The following is a 20,454-nucleotide window of genomic DNA, read 5'->3' on the forward strand; positions in this document are numbered from 1 at the left end:
TTCCTTTTTTGCTGAAATGCCTCCTCTACCTGAAAAAGATAACGAGCAACCATTACCAACAACAATAACTAAAAATGATGGTGAATATCAGTATAATCAGTTTCAAGATAAACTTGATTATTTAATGATACAACGCCGAGATTTTGATAAATTTAATTATAGCTATTTATATTGAGTGCCAATTTTTAATTTCTTTGATGATAATTTTAAATATATGAATGAAATATCAATTAAGTTAAATGGTTTTAAACAAAATAGTAAATTTAATTTAAGTCGCAAAAATTCATATCCTGAAGCTGATATGATGGAAAAAATTATTTTTAGAGAACTTTCCTTTTCTAGTTTTGGTGATGTTATTACTATAAAAACGGAGCATGGTAGCATTGTTGGCAATAATGATTTTTTAGAAAATGGTAAATCGCTTTGAAAATCTGGCTCGCGAACAAGTTTTGGAGGAGATTTTATTAATACCTTTTTTGGACAAGTTAATTATTATGGTAATACTTTCCATTTTTTACGCTATGATGACAAATTAAAGGCTGATTTTAAAGATTTTATACTTTATTATCAAAAAGATTTAACTATTGATTTTATTAATGGGTTATTTAATAAACTGTATAAAATTTTAGGTGGTTTTTTTACACAATTCTTTTATGCGAGTTTTGATATGGATGTTTCTACTTATGTAGAATTAGATTACAAGGGAATGCAACAAATTCCTAAAAATGTTTTACAAATGGGTTTTTTCTATCGTTCCTTAATTACTTTTTATCCCAAACAGTATTTAATTAATTTTAATTCCACAATGCAAAATAGTAAGAATATGATTGGTCGTTCCTATTTTTTTGTTAAAGACAAACAAATTGCTAGTGGTTTTAACGCCGGTAAAAGTTCTTATCAAATAGATTTTAATGTTTTAAAAGCGTATGATAACCAATTATGAAACGATACTAGTAATAAACTGCATTTTTACAATGCCAAAGTTGATGTAATGTATGGAATTAATATTCTTACACTAACTTTTCGACTATATAAAAAGAAAAATGAAAGTACTGAATATCATTATTCTTTATACGATTTTAACATTTTGAATTCAACGGCTTTTATTGGCGGTGGCATAAGTGGTAATATGGATGACTTAATTCCGACGCCCAACTGTTCTTATTGGGGTTTATTTAGTGCGATATCCTGTGGCATTCAGCACGCTTCTGTTAGTATGTTAAATTGATTGCTTGGTCTTTCAGGGATTAATCTTTTAATTCGCCCCCTCGCGGATATTGCCAAAATAACGATTAATTTTACCAAAACCGCCTTCCCGGTGTTTGAGGTTATTCCGACATTTCAGATGTTATTTGAATTTGTAGTGCCTTTGGCAATCTTGCTAATGATATTAAAAAAGTTTTCTTAAGTATTTAAAGTATTTTTATATAAAATATAATTCCTTTGAAAGGAGGATTTTCCTTTATGTGAAAATTTTTATTAGCTTTAAATTTAGTTGGGGTAATATTTATCTCTGCGTGTAGTAATAGTAATAATTTTAAAGAATATAATTTGCAGTTTGCTAGTGTTAAAAATAGTGGTTTAATTTTAATCCCTAAAAATTATGATATGCTTGATTTTACAAAAAGTAATATTTTATTACCTAATTTTCTAGCACTACAAAAACAATTTTATGTTTATAATTCAGAATTTACTAATCTTTATAACAAAAATGGTGTTTATAAGAAAATAAATGGTTATCAGATTGATGGCTCTACTTACGATGTCCGTAGTTATTGGCTTGACGAAATTATTAATGTTAAAATTTCATTTAAAAAAGTTTCAAGTGTTTATCGTATAGTTTTATTCTCTGCCGAAATGCCTTATTAACTTTAGTAATTTAATAACCATTCTTGAAAATCGTATTACAAAAAATACGATTTTCTTAATTTAAGGAGTTTAAAAAATGAAATATATTATTTACCAAGATGATTTAGCAGATTTAAAAGCAAAAGTACAAAGTTGACTAAGTGCTAATTGTCGTAATCCTTATTACTATAAAACTAAAAAACGCATTACTGCTTATTTAAATTTATGAACTTATTTCTATATTGAAGAAACTACTTTAACAAAACTTATTAAAAAATATTTTAAGAATGCAACGAAAACCTTTTATCGTTGGGCACAAAAAATTATGACTGCCTATTATTCTGACAATTTAGATTTGTTATTGATTAAAACTACAAAACCACAAAATCTTAATTATCAATATAGTTTAAATTATCGTGAAAAAGTATGTGATTTATATTTTGATTACAAAAATCTTCAAGTCGGTGGAATGTGGTCTTTATTTAATAATTTAAAAATCGGTTTTCACGATATTAAAAATTCAGAAGTTCCTAAAAACATCAAAACTTTTTATCGCTGAATTAAATCTGACCCTCGCTGAAAAGAATTAAAACAACAAATTAAACAAACGAAACGCCATTTTAAGCGTTATGAAGTTTCCGAGATTGGTCTTTTACAAATGGATGCCAAAATCATTACCACATCAAATTTTCCGGTTGATAAAAAATATTACATTTATGATTTCATTGACGAAATGACACGCATAGTATTTGGTTATGTTTATGATAGTTTAGGAACTGACAATGCTATTAATGCTGTACAAAGAGCAATAAAAGATTTTAGTGAACTTGGCATAACTATTAAACGCCTTCGCACTGATAATGCTCCAGAATTTACAACTACTAACTGAAGTAATAAAAAAGCATACAAAGTAAAAGAAAGGCTTTTTACAACCTTTCTTTCAAAAAATGGAATTGTTCATGAAACCACCACACCAATAAGCCCGCCTCAGAGCAACGGAAAGATTGAACGATTCCACCAACATTATACCAAATTATTTTACGCTACGGATAAAAAATTAAATCAAAATGAACTCCAACATTATTTAAACAAATATTATTACTTTTATAATTTTTAACGCTCTCATTCACCATTAAACACTAAAACTCCATTTCAAACATTACAAAAATTTTTAAAAATATAATTTTTTTATTTTAATATTTTGTTTTTGTTCTTTTTCAACTTCTGTTAATTTTGTATTAATTTACTATAAATAAAATACTATTGAAAATTATTTTAATATTTTAAACGGGTTAACTTAGTTTCAACTAATTTAGAAGATAATACATCAAATTTCTGAATCATTTTGAGTTTTTTCATTATTTTACTCTTTATTATTTCAATTCAAATGTTAATTTTCCAAATGCCACTTTTGTAGGCGGGCCACCCCAGTGTTTATTATATCCAAATAAAACATAATATTCATTTTTTTTAATTTTGTAGAAAACTCTTGATAAAATAAAAAAAATCATCAACTTGATAATTTTAAAAGGCTTTTATGTAAAATTACTATTTTTACTTTAATTTTTTATACATTAAAATATAATACCGCTGTTTGTTGGTTTGGAGTTAAACCCTTATGTTGGTATTTTCATTTTCAGAGATTTAAATAATTTTGAATATTATTAAAACCTAAACCATGATAATGAATTAAGGCTTCTTTAAGACTAGATTGTAATTTACTGATTTTATTTAAGTTACGATAACTAGCTTCAGGATTAATTGTTGTTTTAGTTACACATAAAGTAGAATTTGTTTGTTTTGCTAATAAAAAATATAATTTTTGCATATCAGAAGTAATAATTGAATTTTGGTTAATTAATTCTTTGTTCATATTTTCAATAACTCATTGTTTTTGTAAACGTTTGGTGTTTGTGGATTTAACATAAATATTGTTGTTGTTATCAACAGCCATTTAAATACAGCATTTAGTATTAGTTGCGAATGGGTCAAGGCGAATTCTTCGTGGATCAGTTTTATGTTTGAAATTTCCTTTATGAATTTCTTTAATAAATGTTTCATCGATTTGGATTTTACCAGATAATTTTTTAAATACAGAAATTGTTTTACTAGATTGCCCCAGCAATGAAATTTGAATCAATAAATTTCATTGTTCATAATTTAAATGACTTCAATAAATAAAATGATTACGAAAAGCGTCAAAACTTGCACGGCAATTTTTACATAAATATTTTTGTTTTCCTTCTGAATTATGTCCATTTTTAACGCGATGGTAAGATTCACATTTAGGGCATTTAATACCATGTGCTCTAAATTTTTGATCAATTTCATTTAAACGTTTTTGTTTTTTTATTAATTATGCTTGTTGTTTGACTTTTTCATAAAATTCTAAAAATTGATCATCTGTTAAAGTATTTACTAGTTCTTGAATTATTTTTTCCATAATTATTATCCACCTCTATCATATAAAAATATACCTAAAATTAAGTATATTTTTTAATTTTGTAGAAAACTCTTGATAAAATAAAAAAAATCATCAACTTGATAATTTTAAAAGGCTTTTATGTAAAATTACTATTTTTACTTTAATTTTTTATACATTAAAATATAATACCGCTGTTTGTTTTTTTGGAGTTAAACCCTTATGTTGGTATTTTCATTTTCAGAGATTTAAATAATTTTGAATATTAGTAAAACCTAAACCATGATAATGAATTAAGGCTTCTTTAAGACTAGATTGTAATTTACTGATTTTATTTAAGTTACGATAAATAGCTTCAGGATTAATTGTTGTTTTAGTTACACATAAAGTAGAATTTGTTTGTTTCGCTACTAAAAAATATAATTTTTGCATATCAGAAGTAATAATTGAATTTTGGTTAATTAATTCTTTGTTCATATTTTCAATAACTCATTGTTTTTGTAAACGTTTGGTGTTTGTGGATTTAACATAAATATTGTTATTATTATCAACTGCCATTTGAATACAGCATTTAGTATTAGTTGCTAATGGGTCAAGGTGAATTCTTCGTGGATCAGTTTTATGTTTGAAATTTCCTTTATGAATTTCTTTAATAAATGTTTCATCGATTTGGATTTTACCAGATAATTTTTTAAATTTTAATTGGGTATTTTCTAATTGTTTTGATTTCATTAATTTTTGACGATTATATCAAGCAGTTTTTAATGTAGTTTTAATAAAACGAGAAATTGTTTTACTATATTGACCCAGCAATGAAATTTGAATCAATAAATTTCATTGTTCATAATTTAAATGACTTCAATAAATAAAATGATTACGAAAAGCGTCAAAACTTGCACGGCAATTTTTACATAAATATTTTTGTTTTCCTTCTGAATTATGTCCATTTTTAACGCAATGGCAAGATTCACATTTAGGGCATTTAATACCTCGTGCTCTAAATTTTTGATCAATTTCATTTAAACGTTTTTGTTTTTTTATTAATTCTGCTTGTTGTTTGACTTTTTCATAAAATTCTAAAAATTGATCATCTGTTAAAGTATTTACTAGTTCTTGAATTATTTTTTCCATAATTATTTATTATCCACCTCTATCACATTAAAAATATACCTAAAATTAAGTATATTCAATAAATATCAAGAGTTTTCGACAAAATTAAAAAGTATATTCAATAAATATCAATAGTTTTCGACAAAATTAAAAAGTATATTCAATAAATATCAATAGTTTTCGACAAAATTAAAATTCATTTTTAATATTTGTAGAAATAATATTCATAATACAATAATTATTAATTAAATTAAGACCTTTTTTATAATCAAAATTTTTATCAACAAAACGTCCATTTGCAACATAGTCTGATACTACATAGTTATTATCATCTAAAACAATAAGCTTTGATAAATTATTTCCAAATAGAGAATTATTTTTCACCTTATAATAATAATCTAACTTATCATTAATTAATAAAATTCCATCTAAAGAGGTAAATCCAATCTTCCCATTATAATCTTCAAACAACGAAATATAATATTTACTTCCTAGGTCACCTGATTTTAGTTTAATTTCTTTAGATTTATATATATTTAATTCATTATCTAAAAAATAAATTATTAAATTATTTACGACATAAGATACAAGTGCTGGTTCCCCATTTAAATTCATAATGCCATTAGTTGCACTAGATGAGAGCCCGCTATATTTTTTTATTTCAATAATTTTTCCTTCTTTTGAAATTTGATAACGATTTCCACTAGTATCAAAATAATAGAAAAATCCATTTTTTTCCATTGAATAACAATATCAAGATATTATTTTTTTATCATCATCTTGTTTTATTAATTTAAATTGCTCGTTTGACTTCTTTAATGATGATTTATAAATATTTCCCATATAAGTAAACAAAGCATATTCATTGTTTACTGTTCCAATTATTCCACCACTGTAATTTCCGTTTGTATTAAATTATTCATTTTGAAAATATTCCTGTGTAAGGGCTCGTTCATTAATATCAATTTCAAATTTTATTTTCATAGTTTCATCATGAAAATAAATTTGTGAATTCTATTTAATATTTAAAATAGCACTATTTTCCGTAATATTGGTTAAAAATACCTCAGTTAAAACTAATTCTTCATTTTTGTCTTTTAATTTATTTAAAATATCATCTTTATTGTTGGTTATAATTTTACCTAAATCAGTATTTTTTACTACATCTTTAATACTTATTTGTTTATTAGGACCGTCATAGTTTTTTAAAGTTACTTCAAAACGAAATGCACCTTTAAACTTTTCATTATCTTTTGTTGATAATAAAGTAGCATCTTTATAAGTGTTTTTTCATATCAATCAAATTCCTTTCGTGAATTTTTGCTAATTAATAAAATTTATAACACCTTTTCCTTTCTCCAAATGTTAGTCTGGAATCTACTTATTTTGGAATTTCATTATAAACTATTTTTAAGAAATTCCTGCTTTATTTTATAATTTATCATTCCTTTTTTAAAAAAATGCTTGTACTTGTCATAAGTCTGTGGTATATTACAAAAATCTTTTTATTCTTAATAACTAAAAAATTTTTTCATTTTTTCAAAATAGAAAGGATGATAAAAAATGAAAAATGACAATTTAATTAAATTGTCATTTTAAATATTTATTTATATTACAAATTTTTTATTCTATTTCTCCTGCAACATTTCCGGCAAGGCCACTATAAAGTACCGCCTTTAGCAAGTACTTTAGAAGAATTTGCTAAATTATTTATTCTGTTTTCTAAATCATTAAGTTTTAATTCTATATTTTTAATTTCTAACTTATAAATTTTATTTGAATCACGCCACCAAACCAAAAATAATGTATCTGACATTTTATAAAATGAGAATACTTTTATATCTCCGCTTAAATTTGTTCAAATTGGATTTTTTGGATTTGAAAAATCTAAATGTCAAATAGTTGAAGGCCCTAAATCGGGGATCCATTCTAAAAACATAAATTTATTATTAGATAAAAATCAACTTAATGATCCTTGTTTACCTAAATCATTTCATATTGGATTTTTTGGATTTGAAAAATCTAAATATCAAAGTTTATTCGTATTATATTCCATAATAAAACTTGTAGTATTGGTTGTTTTAGTTACACCACTATCAGAAACCTTTATTACTTCTTCTAAATTAGTTCAAACAGGATTATATGGATTTGAAAAATCTAAATATCAAAGTTTTTGAGTATTTTTTTCAACAAAAAGAGCTGTTGTGGTTGTAAACTTAATTACATAACCTAATGATCCTTGTTTACCTAAATCATTTCATATTGGATTTTTTGGATTTGAAAAATCTAAATATCAAAGTTTATTCGTATTATATTCCAGAATGAAAGCCGTTGTGCTTGAAATAATAGTAATTGCATTGTTTGCATTTTTATCCAGGTCAGTTCAAACAGGGTTATATGGATTTGAAAAATCTAAATATCAAAGTTTTTGAGTATTTTTTTCCATAATAAAAGTTATAGCACTAGAAACATGACCATATCAAGGAGGATTCATAATATTTTTTCCTAAGTCAACCCATCTTTCGCTAGCTGGCTTTGTTACATCCAAATAATAAAGCTCATTGGTATCTTTTTCTAAAATAATAAAAACTGTATTTGACATTTGAGTAGGACCAAAAGTTACTTTTTTACCTAAGTCAGTTCAAACAGGGCTATATGGATTTGAAAAATCTAAATATCAAAGTTCATCAGTTTTAAATTCTTGAACAATAACACTTGTATTTGAAACTTTAATATTTGACCCACTTTGTTTTCCTAAGTCAACCCATCTTTCTCTAGCTGGCTTTGTTACATCCAAATAATAAAGTTGTTGATTATTTGTGGAAACAATACTAATTGTATTTGATATTACTGTTGTTAAACCCCCGAATGTTTTTTCTAGATCAGTTCAAATTGGTGTAATTTCAATTTTATTTTGATAACTATCAATTATTATTGGTTTATTTTTGCTTCTTTTATATCTTTGTAAATAATTAATTTCATTTTTTGTTAAAACTGGAGCATTTCCAACAACCCCTGTCATTCCGCTTCCTGTTATTGTTATAGTTCCTAAGATTCCTAATATTTTTTTCATTAATATCAAATCCTTTTCACAAATTTTTACTAATTAATAAAAATTTAATAAACAATCAACATCCTTTCTCTAAATCTGAGCCTAGAATCTTTCTTACTTTGGAATTTCCTTATACACCAACAAACAAAAATTTCTACTTTTTCAGGTCATTAAATATGAAAAAATTTAATAACAATTTTATATTTAATTCTTGATATCCTTATTTTTTATCATAAGGTTAAGATTATTTTATTATAGCAAATTTTATTAAATAAATATGAATAAAATTTTTTTTTTAATTTTGTAGAAAACTCTTGATAAAATAAAAAAAATCATCAACTTGATAATTTTAAAAGGCTTTTATATAAAATTAATATTTTTACTTTAATTTTTTATACATTAAAATATAATACCGCTGTTTGTTGGTTTGGAGTTAAACCCTTATGTTGGTATTTTCATTTTCAGAGATTTAAATAATTTTTAATATTAGTAAAACCTAAACCATGATAATGAATTAAGGCTTCTTTAAGACTAGATTGTAATTTACTGATTTTATTTAAGTTACGATAACTAGCTTCAGGATTAATTGTTGTTTTAGTTACACATAAAGTAGAATTTGTTTTTTTTGCTACTAAAAAATATAATTTTTGCATATCAGAAGTAATAATTGAATTTTGGTTAATTAATTCTTTGTTCATATTTTCAATAACTCATTGTTTTTGTAAACGTTTGGTGTTTGTGGATTTAACATAAATATTGTTATTATTATCAACTGTCATTTGAACACAGCATTTAGTATTAGTTGCGAATGGGTCAAGGTGAATTCTTCGTGGATCAGTTTTATGTTTGAAATTTCCTTTATGAATTTCTTTAATAAATGTTTCATCGATTTGGATTTTACCAGATAATTTTTTAAATTTTAATTGGGTATTTTCTAATTGTTTTGATTTCATTAATTTTTGACGATTATATCAAGCAGTTTTTAATGTAGTTTTAATAAACCGAGAAATTGTTTTACTAGATTGCCCCAGCAATGAAATTTGAATCAATAAATTTCATTGTTCATAATTTAAATGAATTCAATAAATAAAATAATTACGACAAGCATCAAAACTTGCACGGCAATTTTTACATAAATATTTTTGTTTTCCTTCTGAATTATGTCCATTTTTAACGCAATGGTAAGATTCACATTTAGGTCATTTAATACCTTGTGCTCTAAATTTTTGATCAATTTCATTTAAACGTTTTTTTTTATTAATTCTGCTTGTTGTTTGACTTTTTCATAAAATTCTAAAAGTTGATCATCTGTTAAAGTGTTTACTAGTTCTTGAATTATTCTCCCCATAATTATTATCCACCTCTATCATATTAAAAATATACCTAAAATTAAGTATATTCAATAAATATCAAGAGTTTTCTACAAAATTAAAATTTAATTTTAATAAGGATTTTTGTTTTTATTTCAATATCAATATATCAAGAAAAAAATCAACCCCAAATAATTGAAAGAAATAACAATTCTTTTAAATTATCATCCATTATTGTCAATGCTAATCTAGGTGAATTTATAACTGAGGAATTAAAAAATCCAACAGAACAACAAATCAAAGAAAAAGTAAAACAATTAAATCCGTAGTTAAATATTAATAAAATCAAAATTGAAAATATTACTAATAACAGTGTAAAAATTATTTCACTTGATTCAGCTGTTTATACTGGCACAGTAACAGTTAATTATAGTGTTTTAATAAACTCACTTAATTGATAATTATCAACCAAATATTTTAAAACTAAGAAAAAGACTGAATTTTATTTCAGTCTTTTTTTAAATTAGATTAAAATTATCGTTAACCTTGCTTAGTTTAAGAAAATCACAGCAACAACAACTAAATAAAAATCTTCTACTAGGAACATCATAAAAAACCAAGCAAGCGAGGATAAATCTTTAATCTGCAATTTTTTTACTTTGAAATTTAATTAATAAGCTATTTTTAAAAAATAAATAAAGGAATGACAAATTTGTTAATTGTCATTCCTGATAATCTAATAACCACCTAAACCAGCACTTATTACCCGTGTATAGGAATCAGTAATTTCCTTAATAAATTTATTTTGAAAACCAGCATAAGCAGTTTGAATATCAGTAACTCACTGACCATTAATAAAATTAGCAACTGGTAAATAAATACTAGCAACAGATTTATACTCATCATTAACAATATCTTGTGTATCTTTAAACAAAGGCGTATTATAACCAAATTCTAATGATAACTCTGTTTGTACTTTATCTTGTAAAACAAATTGTAAAAACTTATATGCTAAATCCTTATTAGAACTATGTTTAGTAATCATCGCCACATCAGCTCAAACATTTGTTCCTTGTGGTGTTAAAACATCTAGATTAGATATTCCTGTTGTCGAATCAATCTTTGGAATTGCTTTTCGTGGTCGCACACTTTTAAAATTACGATCACGAATATTTTGATTTTTATCATAAAACGAAGCAACAGCATCACCATTATACATTACGGCAATATCAAATAAACGACTAGAATCTGGATTATATGGCGCTGAAAGACTATTAACAATTTCATCACTTTGTAAAGTAACATTATTCTTGTAATCAACAATTAATTCCTTTAATAATTTTGTTGCAAATTCAACATCTTCTTTTCTTTCGGGGTTAACTGTTTGATTAATTCTTTGAAATGCTAAACCATATAAACTACGAAAATCACTTAATGCAAAAACATTTTTACCTTCTCGGGCAGCTTGTCATATTAATTCTCATGATACTGTTGTCGGATTTAAATATTCTTCTTTTTTTTCATCATTAGTAATTAAAATTTCAACACCTTTTTCAATTAATCAATTTTTAGTTTCTGGTTTTTCAAAGTTCAATAATATTGTTAAATCACCTCAAAAATAAGGTACAGCATAATCACTTAATAATCACTTTTCTGTTTTATAACCAGCAACAGAAATTACTTTTTTAATACCACAATCAAGATAAGTTCATAAACTATCTACTGGCTTTGTACCATCTAAATCTGAACAACTATTCCCACTAGAAACCTGATCATTACCAATTGGCATTAAGCGACTTCAATCCAATTTTTCAACCTTATTTTCAGCAATAAGTCTTGAAGCCATATAATCAGAAGGAACAATAACATCATAATCAGTAGTAAACATTTTATTATATAAAACTTCATTCTTATCATAAGTTTCTACTTTCATCTTAATATTATGTGCCGTTTCAAATTTTTCCACAACCGAACTATTAATATATTCTCCTCAAATTCCTAATTTAAAATCATAAAGATTATTTTGCACATAAACAAATGTTAAAGCTCCTAATGAGGTAAAACTTAATGCCACAATAATAATTGCTCGCCAAGGTCAACGAACTAATCAATAATATTTCTCTCTTCTTTTCTCACTAATTCGTTCTTGTCGTTTATCGCGACGAATAATTTGTACTTTTTTTGATTTAATTCATAACTTTTCTTTATCTACTTTAATTTCTAAATGAAAAATTTTTCGTTTTAATTTTAAAATATTAAGATTTTTTACAAGATTAAGATTATTTAACTGCAAATATAACTGCAATAGTTTTCTTTCACTATTAATAATAATTTTAGCCCGATATTTTTCTGTTAAAATTTTATGATTTCGTGACTTAATCTGCGTACTAATAATAGTATAACAATTTCAACTTAAAACTAAAATCGCCACAATTGAAATTAATATTGTGCCAAAAGCATTAACAACCGGCGTTAGTCGTTTTAAAGTATAAATATATGTAGCAACATTAGTTACATTGCCACCTGTAAAATAAGAAATAATAAAATCATCAAAAGACATCGCAAAAGAAATAACACTAGCAGCAACAATAGCGGGTCAAATTAAAGGTAAAATAACTTTTCTTAAAGTATATCTCGGACTAGCACCTAAATCCAATGATGCTTCAATAATTGATGGGTGAACTCTTCTTAATCGTGGTAAAACCGTAATAATTACATAAGGAATATTAAAAGAAATATGTCCTAAAATTAAACTAAAAAGACCAAAGTTAAAACCTAAAGCCATAAATAACATCATTAACGATACCGCAGTAACAACATCAGCATTAATTAAAGGAATATTAGAAATATTTAATGTTAACGATTGCGTTACTTTTTTAGCTTTACTAATACCAATGGCAGCTAAAGTTCCAATAATAACTGAAACAATTGTTGCAATAACCGCTACTAACAAACTAGAAATAATTGATTCAAGAAACAACCGATCTTGAAAAAACTTTTCATATCAAGTTAACGAAAAATTACCATTAAAATGTGTTAAACTTCGCTCATCATTAAAAGAATAAAAAATTAAAATACTAATGGGCACATAAATAAATAATAATACTAAAAGTAAATAAGAACTTTTAAAGATTTTTTTAATCATTATCTCGTTCCTACCTTACCATAAATTCTTTTCCCTAATAAGCGCAACACAATAACTAATAATAAAATTATAAATCCTAAAAATACTGAAATTGCAGCTGCTAAACCAAAATTAGCACCTTGAAAAAAATATGCTTCAATAACAGAAGATATTAAAGTAATTTTTTCTTGTCCCATATACTTAACAACAATTAAACTTGTTGCCGCTTGTAATAGCATAAAAATAATTCCGGTAATAATTCCTGGCATTGAATAACGAAAAGTAATTCTTCAAAATGTTTGATAAGGACTAGCACCTAAATCTTTGCTCGCTTCAATTCAACTACGATCCATTTTATCCAAACTATTAAATATAGGAATAATAACAAAAGGAATAAACATATAAATCATTCCAATAACGATTGCTATTGGTGTTCCTGATAAATGCACATTAGTTATTCTTTCAATTAAATCAAACATTGTTTTTAAACCAATAGTTTTTACTAACATATTAATTCAAATTGGTAATGTTACTAATATTCAAATATTTTTTGATACTAATTTTGACTTTGAAAAGACCATTAAATATGCTACGGGATAACCAATAAGAATGGCAAAAAATGTCGCAACAGTTGCATATAATAATGAACGACCTAATGATGCTAAAAATGATTGCTCATAAAAAAAACTTTTAAAATTATTTATTGTAAAATCAAAAATTAAAACATCATTAGTAGGACTAATTAGGGAATATAGTAAGAGAATAAAAAGTGGTGCAACAATTAATAATATCATTAAAATAACATAAGGAATCATTAATGGCACTCAACTATTATTACTTTTTTTAATAAAACGATTTTCCTTAATATTTTGTAAATTCTTTTTAAAATTTTCTTGTAGTCATTGAAACCGAATTTTGACATTATGTGTTATCCGGCTAAAAAAGTTATTTTTATCTTTATCTTTTTTCACCTTATTCAACCTCTTTTCACATTACATGAATGTCTTCTACTGACCACCTAACACCAACTTTTTTACCAACAATAACTGTATCTGTTGAATGCACCAAAAAATTTCGTTTTCGCGTTGCAATAACAATTTCTCAATAAACACCTTTAAAAGTTACACTCTTAACGGTACCACGAAAATATCCACTCTTTTCACCAACAATATCAATATCTTCCGGACGAATTACAATATCAATATTAGTTTCATTAGTACCATATCCTTTATCTAAACAACGAAAATCGCGACCATCAAAATGAACTAAATTATCGTGAACAAATACTGCATTCTCAATAATATTTGATGCCCCAACAAATTTAGCTGTTCATTTATTTTCTGGTTCATTATAAATATTTTCAGGACTTCCTACTTGTTGAATTTGTCCTTCATTCATCACAACAATCCGATCAGACATTGTAAATGCTTCTTCTTGATCATGCGTTACTAAAATAAAAGTAATATCTAAATCATTTTGTAATCGTTTTAATTCTAACTGCATTTGTTGTCTTAATTTTAAATCTAAAGCTGCTAATGGTTCATCTAATAATAAAACTTTAGGTTTATTAACTAATGCTCTTGCAATTGCTACGCGTTGTTTTTGACCCCCAGATAATTCATCAATATCCTTATCTTGAAAACCAACTAAATTAACTAATTCCAATGCTTCTAAAACTGCTTTTTTAATAACATCAATTTTTAATTTTTTAATTTTTAAACCATAAGCAACATTTTCATAAACATTCAAATGCGGAAATAACGCATAATTTTGAAAAATTGTATTAATTTTGCGTTTATGAATTGGCACCCGAAGCATATTTTGACTTTCAAAAAGAATTTCGCCACTATTAGGGTCATCAAAACCACCAATAATTCTTAAAGTAGTAGTTTTTCCACAACCACTCGGTCCCAATAAAGTAATAAATTCACCAGCTTTAATATTTAAACTAATTCCCTTTAAAACCACTTCACCAGAAAAATCTTTCGTAATATTTCGTAATTCTAAAATATTAGGTTTAATTACTGTATCAATCATTTTTTCATCACTCCTAAATAGTAAATATCTTTTTAAAACCTTGGTGGTGTTGTAATTCAAAGAACTTTACTGTCACCATTTAACATATTATTTTTTAAATAATGTTCTTCATTAACTTCTAAATGAAAAGCATCGCCCGTATTGGCAGTAATCTTTTTATTGCCAACAATGACAACAACCCGACCAGTCAAAACTAATCCAAACACTTCCCCAATAAAAGGATTAACTTTTGGTGAACTTTTTCCTGCTTTTAATGTTATTAAAATTGGTTCCATACTATGAGCTTGACTCGTAGCAATAAGTCACTTAATATGATAATCCGTTTCTTCTAAAATTGACATCGCATCACTAGAAAATACATAACTTTTATTTTTTTCATCATCTTTAAAAAAATCACTTAAAGAACAATTCAATACCGAAATAATATCTTGTAATGTTTCAATACTTGGTGATGTTAAATCTCGTTCCAATTGACTAATAAACCCCTTAGTTAATTCACATCGTTGTGCTAATTCATCAATTGTTAAATCTTGTTTTAACCGTAATGCTTTAATTTTCTTGCCAATATCCATAAAACACCACCATTCTTTGTTTAGTATTAGTAAACATTAAGTTTAATTACAAAACGATTATATACGATTTTATCGTGATGTCAATTAAATTAACAAAGAAAAACTAAGAATTTTTTTTAATTTTGTCGAAAACTCTTGATAAAATAAAAAAAATCATCAACTTGATAATTTTAAAAGGCTTTTATGTAAAATGGACGCATAAAGTTTTGTTAGGCAGGAGAAGATTTGAATAATTTTGAAAGAAAAGTAACTAAAAATTGATTACCTTTTTATTTGAAAAATAAGTAATGAAATAAAATATTTAATATTAACAAACATAATCTTAATAGAATGTTATAAAAACTAAGTAAAATGCTTATAAAAAAAACATTAAAATAATTTTTTATTTTAATTTTGTCGAAAACTCTTGATAAAATAAAAAAAATCATCAAGTTGATGATTTTAAAAGACTTTTATGTAAAATTACTATTTTTACTTTAATTTTTTATACATTAAAATATAATACCGCTGTTTGTTGGTTCGGAGTTAAACCCTTATGTTGGTATTTTTATTTTCAGAGATTTAAATAATTTTGAATATTAGTAAAACCTAAACCGTGATAATAAATTAAGGCTTCTTTAAGACTAGATTGTAATTTACTGATTTTATTTAAGTTACGATAACTAGCTTCAGGATTAATTGTTGTTTTAGTTACACATAAAGTAGAATTTGTTTGTTTTGCTACTAAAAAATATAATTTTTGCATATCAGAAGTAATAATTGAATTTTGGTTAATTAATTCTTTGTTCATATTTTCAATAACTCATTGTTTTTGTAAACGTTTGGTGTTTGTGGATTTAACATAAATATTGTTATTATTATCAACTGCCATTTGAATATAGCATTTAGTATTAGTTGCGAATGGGTCAAGGTGAATTCTTCGTGGATCAGTTTTATGTTTGAAATTTCCTTTATGAATTTCTTTAATAAATGTTTCATCGATTTGGATTTTACCAGATAATTTTTTAAATTTTAATTGGGTATTTTCTAATTGTTTTGATTTCATTAATTTTTGACGATTATATCAAGCAGTTTTTAATGTAGTTTTAATAAAACGAGAAATTGTTTTATTAAATTGCCCCAGCAATGAAATTTGAATTAATAAATTTCATTGTTCATAATTTAAATGACTTCAATAAATAAAATGATTACGAAAAGCGTCAAAACTTGCACGGCAATTTTTACATAAATATTTTTTTTCCTTCTGAATTATGTCCATTTTTAACGCAATGGTAAGATTCATATTTAGGGCATTTAATACCTCGTGCTCTAAATTTTTGATCAATTTCATTTAAACGTTTTTGTTTTTTTATTAATTCTGCTTGTTGTTTGACTTTTTCATAAAATTCTACAAATTGATCATCTGTTAAAATATTTACTAGTTCTTGAATTATTTTTTCCATAATTATTATCCACCTCTATCATATTAAAAATATACCTAAAATTAAGTATATTCAATAAACATCAAGAGTTTTTTACAAAATTAAAATTTATTTTCTGCAAATAACACATACTCTTATAATGTAAGGTAACACAGAGATATTACACACCCTTATAATAGGTTGACAAAATATACGGTATATTCTATACTTGTTTGGTGCATTAGATATTGCTATTGCATATATAAAAATAAATAAAAATTTAAACATACAATTATTGTTGAAGAACTCGGGTTTTATTTAAGTAGTATTTAAATGAATAATGTCTTGAGTCTTTGTTTTTTAGAGCGGGGTTACTATGGCGGATATTAATAAGAGAATGGAATTGTTAGTTAATCATTTGAAGGAGTATGGCTTTGTTTTTCAGGGTTCGCAAATTTATGGTGGGTTAAGTAATAGTTGGGATTATGGCCCGTTGGGAACACAGTTGAAAAATCGTTTGCAACATTTGTGATGGGAACGGTTTGTGACGAAGCATCCTTTGAATGTTGGACTGGATAGTGCCATTGTTATGAACAGTAGTGTTTGGAAGGCTTCGGGGCATCTTGATAATTTTTACGATTTATTTGTGGATTGTAAAAGTTGTATTAAGCGGTTTCGAGTGGATCATTTGTTAAGCAATGTGACTGTTGATTTTCAAAAATTGCGTGCTGATGAATTGCAAGCCTTATTAAAAGAACATCAAGTTGTGTGCCCTAATTGTAAGAATAATAATTTTACAGCGGTTCGTTCATTTGATTTGATGTTCAAAACTCAACAAGGGGTTTTAGCAAATGATCAAGGTGTTGTTTATTTGCGCCCAGAAACAGCGCAAGGAATTTTTGTAAATTTCAAAAATATTCAACGAAGTTTAAGAAAGAAATTGCCCTTTGGGGTTGGTCAAATTGGAAAAGCTTTTCGTAATGAAATTACTCCGGGACACTTTATTTTTCGGACAAGAGAATTTGAGCAAATGGAATTGGAATTTTTTTTTAATCCTAATGATCAAACTGAGTGATTTGATTATTGATTAAGTTATTGTCAGCAATTTTTACTAGATGTTGGTATTAAACAGTGTAATTTTAGTTTAAATGAACACGAAGATAGTGTTTTAGCTCATTATGCGAAGCGAACTGTGGATATTGAATATAATTTTCCTTTTGGTAAGCAAGAGTTATGGGGTATTAGTAATCGTTCTTCTTTTGATTTAAAAACGCATAGTAAACATAGTGGTGAAGATTTAAGTTATTTAGATTCAGAATTAAATGCGAAGATATTTGCTAATGTTATTGAACCGTCAGTCGGTGTTGGCAGATTAATGTTGGCCATTTTAAATGATGCTTATGATGTTGAGATTTTTCCAGATAATAGTAAACGCACGATATTGCGATTAAATCATAATTTGGCTCCTTATTATGTTGCTATTTTACCTTTAAGTAAGCAATTAAATGAAGAAGCGTATAAATTATATGAAGAGTTAGCTAACGATTTTTTAGCAACTTATGATGAAACGCAAAATATTGGGAAAAGATATCGTCGTCAAGATGGTATTGGAACGCCTTATTGTATTACGGTTGATTTTAAAAGCTTAAGACGGTGAAGAAGAAGTATAACGGTGCGTTTTCGCGACACGATGGTGCAAAAACGAGTAAAAGTTAGAAAATTAAGAAAATACCTTAAACACTTGCAAAAACAAAATTAAAGTGTAAGGAGAAATAAAGCTAGTATGGTTAATCCTGAAAAAATTTCTCTCATTAGAACGAGAACTAATATTACTAAAATTATTGGTCAATATTTAAAATTGCAAAAAAAAGGTCGTAACTATTGAACAGCTTGTCCTTTTCACGAAGACAATGCGCCTTCAATGAGTGTTTCTCCTGAAAAACAAATTTATCGGTGTTTTTCTTGTCAAGCTTCCGGGAATGTCTTTACTTTTTTGCAAAAATATAAAAAAATTTCCTTTTTAGAAGCTTTAAAAGAAGTAGCAGTACTTGTAAATATTGATTTACAAGAATTAGAGCAATGAACAAAAAATAAATATGATAGTGAAACTTTGAAAATATTTGCGATTAATGCTTTAGCTTGTGAATACTTTATGTATCATTTAGATAGCAAAATTGATATTCAAACAAAAAAATATTTAGAAGAGCGAAATATTGATAATAAGTTAAGAGAACAATTTAGTATTGGATTGGCGCCTAGTGAAGATTGACTAGTAGCATATTTACAACAAAAAGGTTATAAACCTAGTGAATTAGTTATTTCTGGTTTAGTTGTTTATCAAAATAATCATTTTAATGATTATTTTAGAAATCGGATTATGTTTCCGATTCGTGATATAGAACATAATATCATTGGTTTTTCGAGCCGTTCATATTTGGAAAATCAACAACCAAAATATATGAATACCTTAGAAACTAATATTTTTAAAAAAAATCAATTATTGTATAACTTAAGTTTTGCAAAAAATTATTTGCATCAAGATAAGTATTTATTAATTTGTGAAGGATTTATGGATATTATTGCTTTAAGCAAAATTGGCATTAACAATGCCGTTGCCATTATGGGAACAAGTTTAAGTGCACAACATTGTTCAATATTAAAAAAGGTTACTAATGAAATTATTTTATTTTTGGATGGTGATGATGCCGGAATTATAGCTGCGTTTAAAATGATTAGTGAATTATGATATCACAAATTTAATGTTAAAGTAGTAAACAATCCAACAACATTGGATCCCGATGATTTAATTAAAAAAGAAGGCGCAGTAGCAGTTCGTGCTTTAATTAAAAATAGTATTCATCCTTTAGACTTTGTTTTAAATTATTTTGAAAATAATTTAGATTTAAAGAAAATTGATAATGTGACTGAACTTTTAAAAAAAGTTACTCCATTTTTTCAGTTATTACACCGTGCTGTTGAAGTAAATTTTTATTTAAATAAGTTGGAAACAATAACTAATTTGAATAAAAAAATCCTTGAACAAACATTGTTTGCTAAGCAAACAATAGAAACTACTGATAAAATAAATCCTAAAAATGCTGGGGCTAATAAGAATTTATATTTAAATCCGATTGAGAAATCGGAAAATATTATTATATTTTCGTTACTTTATACAAAAGAAACATTAACTAATAGCGAATTAAATAATTTTTCCTTAATTGATCCCATTAAAAAAGTTTTATTATCAGAAATTATTAGTTGATATGATAAAAATCCGCAAGCAGGAAAAGTAAATTATGAAGATTTTCTAAAATCATTACAACAAGAACAAGTAAAAAAGTCGTTAGAAATGATTTATAGTCTTTATAATAAACAAGAATTTGTTTATCGCCCTAAGTTAATTAATGATTGTCAAGAAACTATTTATAATTACTTAATTAAATTAGAAAAAGATAAATGAGCAAAAAAATGATTAGCAACTAATAATGTTAATGAAAAAATAGCAATTGGGCAAAAAATTATTAGTTTGTCAAAAAATATTAAAAGAGAAAAGAGTGGTCAATAGATGCGAAAAAGAAT

The 20,454-nt window shown here is 25.6% G+C and carries 19 protein-coding genes and 1 pseudogene; 5 read left to right on the forward strand and 15 right to left on the reverse strand.

Annotated elements, in window-relative coordinates:
• The first annotated feature begins 16 nt into the window (after window positions 1–16).
• From I5Q57_RS07970 to I5Q57_RS07980, 3 genes are all read left to right on the forward strand, one after another.
• Window positions 17–1,408 carry a hypothetical protein gene (locus I5Q57_RS07970; RefSeq protein ID WP_215826033.1) on the forward strand — a complete coding sequence of 464 codons (1,392 nt, stop codon included), beginning with the start codon at window positions 17–19 and terminating at the stop codon, window positions 1,406–1,408.
• A gap of 56 nt (window positions 1,409–1,464) precedes the next feature.
• Entirely contained in the window at window positions 1,465–1,869 is a 405-nt protein-coding gene (locus I5Q57_RS07975; protein ID WP_215826034.1) for a hypothetical protein, read from the forward strand.
• A gap of 76 nt (window positions 1,870–1,945) precedes the next feature.
• Window positions 1,946–2,965: a DDE-type integrase/transposase/recombinase gene (locus I5Q57_RS07980; RefSeq protein WP_215826035.1), complete on the forward strand. Its 1,020-nt coding sequence runs from the start codon at window positions 1,946–1,948 to the stop codon at window positions 2,963–2,965.
• 450 nt (window positions 2,966–3,415) lie between these two features.
• Here I5Q57_RS07980 and I5Q57_RS07985 read toward each other — a convergent pair whose 3' ends face one another.
• The 15 genes and pseudogenes from I5Q57_RS07985 to I5Q57_RS08050 form a co-directional block, all read right to left on the reverse strand.
• The gene (locus I5Q57_RS07985; protein ID WP_215826036.1) at window positions 3,416–3,802 is read right to left on the reverse strand and encodes a hypothetical protein; all 387 of its coding nucleotides are present in this window, start codon (window positions 3,800–3,802) and stop codon (window positions 3,416–3,418) included.
• Window positions 3,803–3,988: a hypothetical protein gene (locus I5Q57_RS09510; RefSeq protein ID WP_246534692.1), complete on the reverse strand. Its 186-nt coding sequence runs from the start codon at window positions 3,986–3,988 to the stop codon at window positions 3,803–3,805.
• A gap of 102 nt (window positions 3,989–4,090) precedes the next feature.
• Window positions 4,091–4,204: pseudogene (locus I5Q57_RS09960) on the reverse strand (hypothetical protein); the annotation flags it as partial.
• Window positions 4,158–4,313, reverse strand: coding sequence for a hypothetical protein (locus I5Q57_RS07995; protein WP_215826037.1), 156 nt, complete (start codon window positions 4,311–4,313; stop codon window positions 4,158–4,160). The gene I5Q57_RS07995 and the pseudogene I5Q57_RS09960, both read right to left, overlap by 47 nt.
• 128 nt (window positions 4,314–4,441) lie before the next feature.
• Entirely contained in the window at window positions 4,442–5,401 is a 960-nt protein-coding gene (locus I5Q57_RS08000) for an IS1/IS1595 family N-terminal zinc-binding domain-containing protein (protein ID WP_215826038.1), read from the reverse strand.
• Between the two features lie 168 nt (window positions 5,402–5,569).
• Window positions 5,570–6,223 carry a hypothetical protein gene (locus I5Q57_RS08005; protein ID WP_215826039.1) on the reverse strand — a complete coding sequence of 218 codons (654 nt, stop codon included), beginning with the start codon at window positions 6,221–6,223 and terminating at the stop codon, window positions 5,570–5,572.
• Window positions 6,224–6,394: 171 nt separating this feature from the next.
• Window positions 6,395–6,679, reverse strand: a complete 285-nt coding sequence (locus I5Q57_RS08010) for a hypothetical protein (protein WP_215826040.1) — start codon at window positions 6,677–6,679, stop codon at window positions 6,395–6,397.
• 361 nt (window positions 6,680–7,040) lie between these two features.
• Complete coding sequence (locus I5Q57_RS08015) at window positions 7,041–8,453, reverse strand: hypothetical protein (RefSeq protein ID WP_215826041.1); 1,413 nt, start codon at window positions 8,451–8,453, stop codon at window positions 7,041–7,043.
• Between the two features lie 371 nt (window positions 8,454–8,824).
• Complete coding sequence (locus tag I5Q57_RS08020) at window positions 8,825–9,802, reverse strand: IS1/IS1595 family N-terminal zinc-binding domain-containing protein (protein ID WP_215826042.1); 978 nt, start codon at window positions 9,800–9,802, stop codon at window positions 8,825–8,827.
• A gap of 676 nt (window positions 9,803–10,478) precedes the next feature.
• Window positions 10,479–12,887: an extracellular solute-binding protein gene (locus I5Q57_RS08025; RefSeq protein WP_215826043.1), complete on the reverse strand. Its 2,409-nt coding sequence runs from the start codon at window positions 12,885–12,887 to the stop codon at window positions 10,479–10,481.
• The gene (gene potB / locus I5Q57_RS08030; RefSeq protein ID WP_215826044.1) at window positions 12,887–13,837 is read right to left on the reverse strand and encodes a spermidine/putrescine ABC transporter permease; all 951 of its coding nucleotides are present in this window, start codon (window positions 13,835–13,837) and stop codon (window positions 12,887–12,889) included. Before potB ends, I5Q57_RS08025 begins: the two co-directional genes overlap by 1 nt.
• A gap of 1 nt (window position 13,838) precedes the next feature.
• A complete protein-coding gene (gene potA, locus I5Q57_RS08035; RefSeq protein WP_215827083.1) occupies window positions 13,839–14,888 on the reverse strand; it encodes a spermidine/putrescine ABC transporter ATP-binding protein in 1,050 nt (349 codons plus the stop codon).
• Window positions 14,889–14,935: 47 nt separating this feature from the next.
• Window positions 14,936–15,475, reverse strand: coding sequence for a helix-turn-helix domain-containing protein (locus I5Q57_RS08040; protein ID WP_215826045.1), 540 nt, complete (start codon window positions 15,473–15,475; stop codon window positions 14,936–14,938).
• Window positions 15,476–16,022: 547 nt separating this feature from the next.
• Entirely contained in the window at window positions 16,023–16,733 is a 711-nt protein-coding gene (locus I5Q57_RS08045) for a transposase (RefSeq protein ID WP_215826046.1), read from the reverse strand.
• A complete protein-coding gene (locus I5Q57_RS08050; RefSeq protein WP_215826047.1) occupies window positions 16,696–16,917 on the reverse strand; it encodes a hypothetical protein in 222 nt (73 codons plus the stop codon). Before I5Q57_RS08050 ends, I5Q57_RS08045 begins: the two co-directional genes overlap by 38 nt.
• Before the next feature lie 343 nt (window positions 16,918–17,260).
• Here I5Q57_RS08050 and I5Q57_RS08055 point away from each other — a divergent pair, with 343 nt between their 5' ends.
• A complete protein-coding gene (locus I5Q57_RS08055) occupies window positions 17,261–18,634 on the forward strand; it encodes a glycine--tRNA ligase (protein WP_369806577.1) in 1,374 nt (457 codons plus the stop codon).
• A gap of 24 nt (window positions 18,635–18,658) precedes the next feature.
• The gene (gene dnaG, locus I5Q57_RS08060) at window positions 18,659–20,440 is read left to right on the forward strand and encodes a DNA primase (RefSeq protein ID WP_215826049.1); all 1,782 of its coding nucleotides are present in this window, start codon (window positions 18,659–18,661) and stop codon (window positions 20,438–20,440) included.
• The last annotated feature ends 14 nt before the right edge of the window (window positions 20,441–20,454 follow it).

It is taken from the genome of Spiroplasma endosymbiont of 'Nebria riversi', from assembly GCF_018831625.1.
In the GTDB taxonomy this organism is placed as follows: Bacteria; Bacillota_I; Bacilli_A; order Mycoplasmatales; family Nriv7; genus Nriv7.